Below are 10,408 nucleotides of genomic sequence, written 5' to 3' on the forward strand. Positions count from 1 at the left end.
TTAAGCGAGAAAGTGCGTCGGGGGCTGTAACTTGATAAAGTATCCTCCGCACTGGGCTGCATGTTCTTTAAGTGATTGATGTTACTGGGGTTGTAGTGAATCTTGTAGCGGATTTGCGTTGGGCCGTTTTTATTACAACTACTTCAGGGATTACGACCCAAGTACCGGGCGCTATTTGCAGAGTGATCCTTTGGGCTTGTTAGATGGAACGAATACTTTCGGTTATGTACAACAAAATCCTACCATCTATTCAGACTCTAGGGGTCTGTATACAAGTTATGGCATACCAGACATTTACAATACGAATAGATACAATGACGGGATGGCGAATAACCCAGATCCATGTGGGTGTACCGTCAAGGCATTAGGCATAGACACTTTAGCAGGATTAGGACTGGTTTTAGGTGGACAGCCGACAGTTGAAAAAAGGTTTGTTCAAAGGGGAACTTCCGCAGGAACTTCTCCCTTATCCAAGGGACTTTCTAAGGCTTTCCCCCAGAAGCTACCATTCCGATTGCCGGCTCCAACTCAAAAGAGACCTTTCGCCAGATCCAATAAGCTTGGTAGGGTTTTAGGTAGATGGGCACCACTTGTCGGATGGGGCTTGCTTGCAGAAGACTTTGTTAACTATGGTGATTGTTTAAAAGAGTGCGTGAGCTGTCAAAATGAATGATTCTAACTGTTTGGATCAAGTCAAAGCTTTTTTTTCCGAAGAGCTTTGCATTCCTGTTGAGAAGATACATGCTAATTCGAGTTTGTTTCATGACTTCGGCGTCGACGGTGATGATGCTATAGAAATTTTAGGCAAGTTTTCTGTAAATTTTGGTGTAGATATAAGTAGTATAAATTTAGACGATTACTTTGGGCCTGAAGCAGCCGCAAACCCTATTAGTTTTTTTTGTGAAATTTTTTCAAAAGGAAGTGCCAAAGATATTAAGCGGTTAGAAATTAATGAGCTGGTAGAGATGGTCAATGCGGCACAGGAAAAGTGATGATGAGGAGGAGCTTATTCCTTAATTTCAGACGAAAATATTATCAATAGTTATTAGCATCTGGAAAGAATGTTGGTTGGAGTGCAGTTTTGAATATGCATCAGCTTTGCCTGTGTAATATCCAGTAAATATTATAGAAAAGAAGCTGAGAGAATTAGACTGCGCTTTAAAAATTTGTCCAGATGAGGAAAATTCTTGTGAGTCATGATGTAGATCCCGTAAAGGAATACTTAGAATATAAGAAATCTATTGATACTATTTGGAATGAACTAGATGATTTGCTAGATGAAAAAAAACTGACGACCGAATTTCTATCGAATGGGATTGTAAAAATTAGAAGTTTAACTCTAAAAACATCTTTACGAATCCAAAGGTATTTTTTTAATTTGAGCGATGATGAGATATTAAAGTACGTAGAAGCTAAAGAAGATCAATATAATATGGATTCTGAGGAAAATAGTAAAAAGCTAGATGTCCTTGCTGACTTATTTGTTTTTATAGAGCAACCCAGTGAAGCCTTAGTAAAGGCACATGAACGGCATATAAAAAGACTTGATTCACTATGAACGACGGAAAAGTTGAGCGCATTGAGTTTTTCTAAAAATGACACAAAAAAACTTTATTTTAAAGGTGAGTGGTGGTGATGGGGGAGAAGATGCTTATTTAATGCTTCCAGGGCACCCTAAGGCCACTGTCGCGGGAATTGTGAAGAAAACAGAATCTCTACGAGACTTTATTAAAGAATACAAAGGGCCAGACCTATATTTTGATTTTGACAAAGATGGAACATTAATAGGTATTGAGGTTCTAAGCTAAATTGGTTTCTTATAATGGCTGAATTGCAGATACAGAAAATCAATACCTACTTACTGGTGAGAGAGCTACTTTATGATGGAGCCGCAGGAATTGAAGAAATCACTGAGTCCCTTGATGTTAATCAAATCATTACGGAGCTGAACAATAGGTGCTCGGTCAATTTTCAAGAAAAAAAAGCTTGGGTTGACTGGTATGTAAATGATTACGAACAAGCAACAAAAATCGAGAAGGATTCTATTTCTGTTACATATGAAATTTTAACAACTGAAAAAAAATACCTAGATAGAATTCATCCTAATCAATAATATCCCCGGTTTTGGTAAGCAAGATGCAATCTATTGCTGATTTAGATAACCAGATAAATCTAAAGGGTGATCAGTAAGGGGCTGTCTCCTGCGCGATGAAACATAAAGCCAAGCCCTGGGGCAAAAAGCGCAACAGGCCCCGCGACTTGTAATCACCCCCGCTACAAACCCGCCTCACTGCGGTGGCCGCGTCGCTGCCGCACCATCCCCCCCATGGAATCCCACACCCAACTGTACCGCCTGCTCGCCAACCTGATCCGCCTCGGCACCATTGTTGAGGTGCAGCACCGGGAGGCGCGCTGTCGGGTTCAATCCGGCGAGCTCGCCACCGCGCCGCTGCGCTGGATCAGCCTGCGCGCCGGCGCCACCACCCAGTGGGATCCCCCCGCAATCGGCGAGCAGGTATTGCTCCTTTCCCCCGGCGGTGATCTGCAGCAGGGGTTGGTGCTGCGGGGGCTGTATTCCCAGGCCAATCCGGCGCCGGACAACGTCGGCACCAGCCACCTGGTGCGCTATCCGGACGGTGCGGAAATCCGTTACGACCACGAGGCACACCAGTTGAGCGCCACACTGCCCGAAGGCGGCAGCGCCGCGATCACCGCCGGCGGCGGCATGACCCTTAACGGTCCCCTGACGGTGAATGGCGATACCAAAATTGTCGGCGCCACACAGATCGAGGGCGCTACCGGCATCAAGGGTGAAGTCGAAGTGGACGGCGGTATCGAGGCCACCGGCGACGTCAAGGGCGAGGGCGTGAGCCTCGCGCATCACAAGACCACTGGCGTCACCCCCGGTGGCGGTCTGAGTGGAGAGCCGTTGCAATGAAAGGCACCAGCGCCAGTGACGGCCGCGCCCTGCAGGGGGAAGCGCATCTGCGCCAGTCCATCGCCAACATACTGCAGACGCCGCTGGGCAGCCGGGTGATGCGCCGGGACTACGGCTCACTGATTCCGGAACTGCTGGACCAGCCTTTCAACACCGCCACCCGCGCGCGCCTGTACGGCGCCACCGCTATGGCGCTGATGCGCTGGGAGCCGCGCCTGCGCCTGGCGCGGGTACAACTTTTTACCCTGGACAGGGACGGTGCTTTTTTATTGCGGCTGGAGGGCAGTGTCGACCGCGTCCCCACACAAATCACCGTGCCCTTGGGCACGGAAACCGGAGGGCCTTATGGCAACTGAATATCACCACGGCGTCCGCGTTGTCGAAGTCAACGAAGCCACGCGCCCCATCCGCACCATTTCCACCGCCGTGATCGGCCTGGTGGCCACCGCTGTCGACGCCGACGAGACAATGTTTCCCCTGAACAAACCGGTATTGATCACCGACGTGCAGGGCGCTCTCGAAAAAGCCGGCACCAATGGCACCCTGGCAAAGACTCTCAGCGCTATCGCCGACCAGGCCAGTCCCCTGGTGGTGGCGGTGCGCGTGGCCGAAGGGTTGGACGCGGCCGAGACCAGCACCAATGTGATCGGTGGCAGCGTCGACGGCCAGTACACCGGACTGCAGGCGCTGCTGGCCGCCCAGGGACAACTGGGGGTCAGGCCGCGTATTCTGGGCTGTCCCGGACTCGACACCCAGGAGGTGGCCGCCGCCCTGGGTGTGCTGGCCAAAAAGCTGCGCGCCATGGCCTATGTGAGCGCCGGTCCCAGTGCCACCAAGGAAGAGGTCAGCGATTATCGCGGCAACTTCTCCGACCGCGAGCTGATGATTATCTGGCCCGACTTCCTCGCCTGGGACGGCAGCGACAACAGCCAGGATTTTGCCACCGCCCGCGCCCTCGGCCTGCGCGCGCGCATCGACCAGGAACAGGGCTGGCACAAAACCCTGTCCAATGTCGTCGTCAGCGGTGTCACCGGAATCAGTGCCGACGTGCACTGGGATCTGCAGGATCCCAACACCGACGCCGGTTTTTTAAATGCCGCCGACGTCACCACCCTGGTCAATCACAACGGATTTCGTTTTTGGGGTTCCCGCACCTGTGCGGACGATCCGCTGTTCGCCTTCGAGTCCGCCACCCGCACCGCCCAGGTATTGGCGGACACCATCGCCGAAAGCGTCGCCTGGGCTGTCGACAAACCCATGCACCCCAGTCTGGTGAAAGACATTATCGAGGGCATCAACGCCAAGTTCCGCCAGCTCAAAACCCTCGGCGCCCTGATCGATGCCCGCTGCTGGTACGACGAAAACGCCAACACCAGCCAGAGCCTGGCCGACGGGCAGCTGGTGATCGACTACGACTACACCCCGGTGCCGCCGCTGGAAAACCTGCTGCTGCAACAGCGCATCACCGATCAATACCTGGCCGACTTCGCCGACCGCGTCAGCGGTTAGGGAAAAAAACAGGAGCGCTTATCATGGCACTGCCCCGCAAACTCAAAAACCTCAACCTGTTTAACGATGGCAATTCCTACCTCGGCCAGGTCAACAGCGTCACCCTGCCCACGCTCACCCGCAGCATGGAGGACTACCGCGGCGGCGGTATGAGCGGCCCGGTCAAAATCGACCACGGCCAGGAAGCGCTGGAACTGTCCGCCACCTACGGCGGCCTGATGCGCGAAGTGCTGGAGCAATACGGCATCACCAGCCACGACGGCGTGCAACTGCGTTTTGCCGGCGCCTACCAGCGCGACGACACCGGCGCTGTGGACGCGGTGGAAGTGGTGATTCGCGGCCGCCACTCGGAAATCGAGTTTGGCGACGCCCAGGCCGGCGAGGACACCGAGTTCAGTGTCACCACCGCCTGCAGCTACTACAAGCTCAGCATCAACGGCAGCACCCTGATCGAAATCGATCTGCTGAACCTGGTGGAAAACGTCAACGGCACGGATCGCCTGGCCCAGCAGCGCCGCGCCATCGGCCTGTAAAAAACCGTATCGCGAAACCAATGACAGAGGAGGGGCCCTATGGCCGGCAGCAAACAAACAGCGCAAACCAGCGAACCGGTAACGCTGGAACACCCTATTAAGCGCGGCGACCAGGTGATTAAAGAGATCACCCTGCGCAAACCCAAGGCGGGAGAACTGCGCGGCCTGGCGCTGATCGATATCGCCAACCTGGATGTGATTTCCATGCAGAAGCTGTTGCCGCGCATCAGCGCACCCACTCTTACCGAACAGGACGTCGCCGAGCTGGAACCCGGCGACCTCCTGGCCCTGGGCGGTGAGATCGCGGGTTTTTTCGCGCGCAGGATGGACCGGTACCCAACTGGGTAGACGATGCCATGGCGGATATTGCCGCGATTTTCCACTGGTCACCGGCGGCCATGGCGCAGATGGATCTGCAGGAACTGATGCAATGGCGCGAACGTGCCAGAAAGCGGAGTGGCAGTGAAAAGTGAGCCCACTATACTGCGGTCATGGACCTGATCATTATGCTGTTTCTGTATCTGCTGCTGGGCATCGCCCTACTGGCGTGCATCGGCCTGCTGCTGTTCTGGGTCGGCTTTGTGCGCCGCGGCGGCCGCTGGTTCGGCAACCCCCACGACAAACACTGATCCCGCGTCCGGGGGTGGCCTGAGATGGCCGACCTCCGCCTGCAGCTGCTGCTCAGCACCGTCAACAAAGCCACCAAGCCCCTGCGTCGGGTGATGCAGGGCAGTACCGGCACCGCCAAAGCCCTGCGCGAAACCCGCGAGCGTTTAAAGGAACTCAACCAGACCCAAAAAACCCTGGATGGTTTTCGCAGCCTGAATAAAGATCTGCGCGGCTCCCAAAATGCCCTGCAGTCCGCCCGGCAGCGGGTCAATGAACTGGCCCGGGAAATCCGCGACACCAGCAATCCCAGCCGGCAACTGCGCCGGGATTTCCAGCGCGCCCAGAAAGCGGCGGGCAAACTCAAACACAGCCACCAGCAGCAGATCCGCAAATTGCAGCAACTGCGCGGCCGGCTCGGCGGCGCCGGGGTCAGTACCCGCAACTTGGTGCAGGAACAGCGGCGCCTGCGTACCGAGACCCAAAAGGCCAACCGCGCCATGCAATTGCAAAAAGCGCGGCTGGAACAACTGGCCCGCGCCCAGGCCAGTGCGCGGCGATTGCACGAGGGCGGGCGCAGTGCCCTGTTGCACGGCGCCGGCGCCGCCTTCCTGGGACAGCGCGCCCTGCGCGGCATGGGCGCCGCCCTGGTGCCGGGGCTGGATTTTTCCACCGCCATCTCCGACGTGCAGGCCAAAACCCGCCTGGACAAAAACGACCCGCGCCTAAAAATGCTGGAAACCCAGGCGCGCCGGCTCGGGGCCACCACCGCCTTCACCGCCACCGAGGCGGCCCAGGGCCAGGTGTTTTTGGCCCAGGCCGGGTTTACCCCGCAGGCCATTCGCGACGCCATGCCCGCCATGCTCAACACCGCCCTGGCCGGGGACATGGCGCTGCCCCAGGTGGCCGATATCGTCTCCAATATCAGCGGCGCTTTCGGCATCGAAGCCAAAAACACCCAGCGCGTCGCCGACGTGCTCACCGCCACCTCCGTCACCTCCAACACCAACCTGGAAATGCTCGGCGAAACCATGAAATACGTCGGCCCCCAGGCCAGGGCCATGGGCGCCGACCTGGAAACCGCCGCCGCCATGGCCGGCCTGCTGGGCAATATCGGCATCCAGTCCAGCATGGCCGGCACCAATCTGCGTGAAGTGCTCAACCGGGTGGGCGACACCGCCGGCATGTCCGGCAAAGCCCTGGCCTCCATCGGTGTCAGCGCCGCGGACGCCAACGGCGACCTGCGCAATATTGTCAAAATCATCGCCGACGTGGGTGAGGCCACCAAAAACATTGGCAGCGCCGATCGCGCCGCTTTGTTCAAACAGATTTTTGGCCAGCGCGCCGGCGCCGGCATGGCCGACCTGGTGACCCGCGAAGGCCAGGGGGCGCTAAGTAAATACGCGGCGCAACTGCATGACGTCGCTGGCACCGCCGAACGGGTGGCCAAAGTAAAAATGGACAACCTGGAGGGCGACCTTAAATCCCTGCAGTCCGCCACCCAGGATCTGGGCATTACGCTGTTCAAATCCCTGGAGCCCAGCCTGCGCAAAATCAGTAGCGTGTTTACCGGCCTGGTTCGCCGCACCGGCGAGGCCCTCAAAGCCTATCCGCAACTGACAAAAGTGCTGGGCACCATCGCCGCCATTTTCGCCGTGCTGCTCACCCTGGGCGGCGCCCTGGTGTTCAGCTTTGGTGCCCTGATGATGGCCACCGCCGGCCTGCGTATTGCCATGGCTGCCGCCGCGCCGGTGTTGAGCGGCCTGGGAACCCTGCTTTTATGGCTCAAGGCCAGCGTCATTCCCGCGCTGCTGGCCGGTTTTAAAACCCTGTTTGTTTTTCTGCTCACCAATCCCATCGGCTGGGTGCTGCTGGCCATCGCCGGCGCCGCTTTTTTGCTGATGAAATACTGGCAACCCATCAAGGCATTTTTTGCCGGCCTGTGGGGCGAACTGGTTCAGGGCGTGCGGGTCTTTTGGCAGGGGATCACCCATTATTTTGGCGCTATATGGGAGGTGATCGCCGGGATTTTTACCGGGGACGGCAACCGCATCCGCGCGGGATTCGCGCAATTGTGGACCATCATCAACGATATTCTCGGCGGCTGGCCGGACAAACTGATGGCCTGGGGCGGAGCGCTGATCGACGGCCTGGTGTCCGGCATCAAAGCCAAAATCGGCGACCTCAAAAATGTCATCACCGGCGCCGCCGGCAGCGCCATCGGGTTTTTTAAGGACAAGCTGGGCATCCGTTCCCCCAGCCGGGTTTTTGCCGGCTTTGGTCGCGACACCATGGACGGTTTTAGCCGCGGCATAAACGCGCGGCAGAACCAGCCCCTGCGTCAACTGGATCATTTTAACCGCCGCCTGCGTGGTCTCGGTGCTGGCCTCACTATTGCCGCCGCCACCATGCCCGCCGTCGCCATCGATCAGCGCCCGCCGCTTTCCGCCCAGCGCCAGGCCCCCGCGGCGGCGTCCATCGGACCGGTCACCATCAATATTTATCCCGCTCCCGGTATGGATGCCGCGGCCATCGCAAGCCTGGTGCGTGAGGAAATCCAAAAGCTGCAGCGGGAGCGCGAAGCCCGCCGGCGCGCCAGCCTGCGCGACTACGACTGAGGCAAAAAAATGATGATGAGCCTGGGCCTGTTCGCCTTTTCCCTGTCCTCCGCCGCCTACCGGGATCTGCAGCGGCAAACCGCCTGGCGTCATGCCGGCAGTGACCGCATCGGCGCCCGCGCCGCCACCCAGTTTCTCGGCCCCGGCAATGACGCCATTACCTTGAGCGGATTAATCGCCCCCGACCTCACCGGCGACCCCGCCTCCCTTAACACATTGCGGGACATGGCCGACCGGGGCCAAGCCTGGACCCTGGTGGACGGCAATGGCAACGTCCACGGGGCCTGGGTGATTGAATCCCTGCAGGAAAGCCGCAGCCTGTTTTTTGCCGACGGCAGCGCCCGGCGCATTGAATTTAAGTTGCAGCTCAAACAAGTGGACGGACTGTGAGCGGCCACAGAATACCCGCCTGGCGTGTCACTCTGGACGGCCGCGATCTCACCGACACACTGGCCCCGCGCCTTGTTGAACTCAGCCTCAGCGAACACCGCGATGGCGAAGCCGACGAGCTCACCCTGCGGCTGCAGGATCACGACGGCCGTCTGGCGCTGCCCGAACGCGGTGCGCAACTTACCGTCGCCCTGGGCTGGCAGGACAGCGGCCTGCGGAACAAAGGCCGGTTTCGTGTCGACGAAATCGAACACAGCGGCGCTCCCGATCTGCTCACCTTGCGCGCCCGCAGCGCCGACCTCACCGCAGCCCTGCGCAACCGCCGCGAGCGCAGCTGGGATCAAACCACCCTAGGCCAGATCCTGAAAACCCTCGCCGGCGAACACCAACTTACCCCGCGCATCGCCGCTGACCTGGCCCGGATAGCCATCCCCCACCTGGACCAGACCGAAAGCGACGCCAACCTGTTAACCCGCCTCGGCAAGCGCCACGACGCCGTCGCCACCATCAAGGCCGGCCGGTTGCTGTTTTTTCCCGTGGGGCAAGGGACCAATGCCAGCGGCACGCCCCTGCCCACTACCACGATTCGTCGCCGCGATGGCGACCGCCACCGCTACCATATCGCCGACCGCGACAGCTACACCGGCGTGCGCGCCGACTGGCATGACAGCGAAAACGCCGAGCGCAAAACTGTGCTGGTGGGGGATGACGACGACGCCAAACAACTCAAGGAAAGCTTTGCCAGTGAAGAGGAAGCCAAGCAGGCGGCGCAAGCCGAGTGGCAACGTATCCAGCGCAGCCTGGCCACCATGAGTTATCAACTGGCCCTGGGCCGCGCGGACCTCTACCCCGAACAGCCGGTGCGCCTCGAAGGGTTCAAAGCGGAAATCGACGGGACCGACTGGCTGATTGCCAGCTGCCGCCACACAGTTGGGGGCCAGGGTTTTACCACGGCGATCGAGTTGGAGACCCGTAAGTAAATGCCTGCTTGCCGGTTAATGAGATAGGATTTAGAGCAACCAGGCTTTATTTTCTTTATTAATCCACAGATTGTAATTCAGTAACTTCTTTGATTAATAGATTAATTTGATTAGCATATTCTAGTACTTCTAAGTAAGAGTCCTCCCCAAAGTTCTCCCCACGATTCACGCTATATTTTTTTAAGTTCTCTATTACTTTTTCGGCATTAGCAAGGAGTAATTGAGATCTTTCAACAGGGTTCTGGATGTTTCTATAAAATGGATCATTTTTCATATGCTATTCCTTTCTTTAACAGTGCGTTAGGTTAAGGATACAGGAGCTCGAAAAAGGAATAAATAGACGCGCTATCACAGATTGCTCGTTCTTTCCGAATTAACATCAAGAAAATTCTATTAACCTCTACCACGCACAGCCCATCAAAACAGCCGCACTCAATCACTAAAATAGAGTTTCGCAAAACGAATAATCTTGAAGAAAAATGAAGAGATTCTTCACAGGTCAAAATGGCTGAAAGTCAGTAAACACGGCGCTTTCCCGGCGGTTATAGAATTTTGTGCCTGATTCTTTCCCTGATAGGATGGCGTGAAGATCATCATACAGTGGGCCACCAATCGTTGATTGCCGTCGCCTGCAGGCTGGTGTTTAATTCCACCTTGCCATTTGAGAGCGGAACCGAGCCATGGAAGACTGCCTAGTGGGCCATGCGGTTAATTAGGTAACACATTTTTGGCTCGCTGCACTGAAGCCAGTACCGTGTCGGCGCTCTTTGTCCATTTAAATGGTTTGGCAAGATCGCGGTTATGAACACGAATAAATCGCTGCAGCTCGGCCTT

Annotated in this window: 16 protein-coding genes; 15 read left to right on the top strand and 1 reads right to left on the bottom strand. The window is 56.7% G+C overall.

All coding sequences use genetic code 11. From position 1 onward, the window contains the following. Nucleotides 1-118: 118 nt before the first annotated feature. From AB1S50_RS17875 to AB1S50_RS17945, 15 genes are all read left to right on the top strand, one after another. A complete protein-coding gene (locus tag AB1S50_RS17875) occupies nucleotides 119-673 on the top strand; it encodes an RHS repeat-associated core domain-containing protein (RefSeq protein WP_367152494.1) in 555 nt (184 codons plus the stop codon). Continuing rightward, nucleotides 666-992, top strand: a complete 327-nt coding sequence (locus tag AB1S50_RS17880) for a DUF1493 family protein (RefSeq protein WP_367152497.1) — start codon at nucleotides 666-668, stop codon at nucleotides 990-992. Before AB1S50_RS17875 ends, AB1S50_RS17880 begins: the two co-directional genes overlap by 8 nt. A gap of 197 nt (nucleotides 993-1,189) precedes the next feature. Next, the gene (locus AB1S50_RS17885; RefSeq protein ID WP_367152499.1) at nucleotides 1,190-1,558 is read left to right on the top strand and encodes a hypothetical protein; all 369 of its coding nucleotides are present in this window, start codon (nucleotides 1,190-1,192) and stop codon (nucleotides 1,556-1,558) included. Nucleotides 1,559-1,595: 37 nt separating this feature from the next. After that, nucleotides 1,596-1,808 carry a DUF2283 domain-containing protein gene (locus AB1S50_RS17890; RefSeq protein ID WP_367152500.1) on the top strand — a complete coding sequence of 71 codons (213 nt, stop codon included), beginning with the start codon at nucleotides 1,596-1,598 and terminating at the stop codon, nucleotides 1,806-1,808. A gap of 14 nt (nucleotides 1,809-1,822) precedes the next feature. Then, complete coding sequence (locus tag AB1S50_RS17895; RefSeq protein ID WP_367152502.1) at nucleotides 1,823-2,113, top strand: hypothetical protein; 291 nt, start codon at nucleotides 1,823-1,825, stop codon at nucleotides 2,111-2,113. Nucleotides 2,114-2,326: 213 nt separating this feature from the next. Beyond that, entirely contained in the window at nucleotides 2,327-2,938 is a 612-nt protein-coding gene (locus tag AB1S50_RS17900) for a phage baseplate assembly protein V (RefSeq protein ID WP_367152504.1), read from the top strand. Next, entirely contained in the window at nucleotides 2,935-3,294 is a 360-nt protein-coding gene (locus AB1S50_RS17905) for a GPW/gp25 family protein (RefSeq protein ID WP_367152506.1), read from the top strand. The genes AB1S50_RS17900 and AB1S50_RS17905 overlap by 4 nt, the downstream gene beginning before the upstream one ends. Beyond that, nucleotides 3,284-4,447: a phage tail sheath protein gene (locus tag AB1S50_RS17910; RefSeq protein WP_367152507.1), complete on the top strand. Its 1,164-nt coding sequence runs from the start codon at nucleotides 3,284-3,286 to the stop codon at nucleotides 4,445-4,447. Before AB1S50_RS17905 ends, AB1S50_RS17910 begins: the two co-directional genes overlap by 11 nt. Nucleotides 4,448-4,470: 23 nt before the next feature. After that, nucleotides 4,471-4,980, top strand: a complete 510-nt coding sequence (locus AB1S50_RS17915; protein WP_367152508.1) for a phage major tail tube protein — start codon at nucleotides 4,471-4,473, stop codon at nucleotides 4,978-4,980. Between the two features lie 39 nt (nucleotides 4,981-5,019). Beyond that, a complete protein-coding gene (locus AB1S50_RS17920; RefSeq protein WP_367152055.1) occupies nucleotides 5,020-5,328 on the top strand; it encodes a phage tail assembly protein in 309 nt (102 codons plus the stop codon). An 8-nt stretch (nucleotides 5,329-5,336) separates the two neighbouring features. Beyond that, complete coding sequence (locus tag AB1S50_RS17925) at nucleotides 5,337-5,453, top strand: GpE family phage tail protein (protein ID WP_367152053.1); 117 nt, start codon at nucleotides 5,337-5,339, stop codon at nucleotides 5,451-5,453. Between the two features lie 18 nt (nucleotides 5,454-5,471). Further along, nucleotides 5,472-5,609 (top strand): hypothetical protein, encoded by a 138-nt coding sequence (locus AB1S50_RS17930; protein WP_367152509.1) that lies wholly within the window; start codon nucleotides 5,472-5,474, stop codon nucleotides 5,607-5,609. A 24-nt stretch (nucleotides 5,610-5,633) separates the two neighbouring features. Then, nucleotides 5,634-8,204 carry a phage tail tape measure protein gene (locus AB1S50_RS17935; protein WP_367152510.1) on the top strand — a complete coding sequence of 857 codons (2,571 nt, stop codon included), beginning with the start codon at nucleotides 5,634-5,636 and terminating at the stop codon, nucleotides 8,202-8,204. 9 nt (nucleotides 8,205-8,213) lie between these two features. Then, nucleotides 8,214-8,594: a phage tail protein gene (locus tag AB1S50_RS17940; RefSeq protein WP_367152511.1), complete on the top strand. Its 381-nt coding sequence runs from the start codon at nucleotides 8,214-8,216 to the stop codon at nucleotides 8,592-8,594. Beyond that, nucleotides 8,591-9,574, top strand: coding sequence for a phage late control D family protein (locus AB1S50_RS17945; RefSeq protein ID WP_367152512.1), 984 nt, complete (start codon nucleotides 8,591-8,593; stop codon nucleotides 9,572-9,574). Before AB1S50_RS17940 ends, AB1S50_RS17945 begins: the two co-directional genes overlap by 4 nt. Before the next feature lie 58 nt (nucleotides 9,575-9,632). On the opposite strand, the gene AB1S50_RS17950 is transcribed toward AB1S50_RS17945, so the two are convergent. Further along, nucleotides 9,633-9,848: a hypothetical protein gene (locus tag AB1S50_RS17950; RefSeq protein ID WP_367152513.1), complete on the bottom strand. Its 216-nt coding sequence runs from the start codon at nucleotides 9,846-9,848 to the stop codon at nucleotides 9,633-9,635. Between the last annotated feature and the right edge of the window lie 560 nt (nucleotides 9,849-10,408).

It is taken from the genome of Microbulbifer discodermiae (genome assembly GCF_040742695.1).
Classification (GTDB): domain Bacteria; phylum Pseudomonadota; class Gammaproteobacteria; order Pseudomonadales; family Cellvibrionaceae; genus Microbulbifer.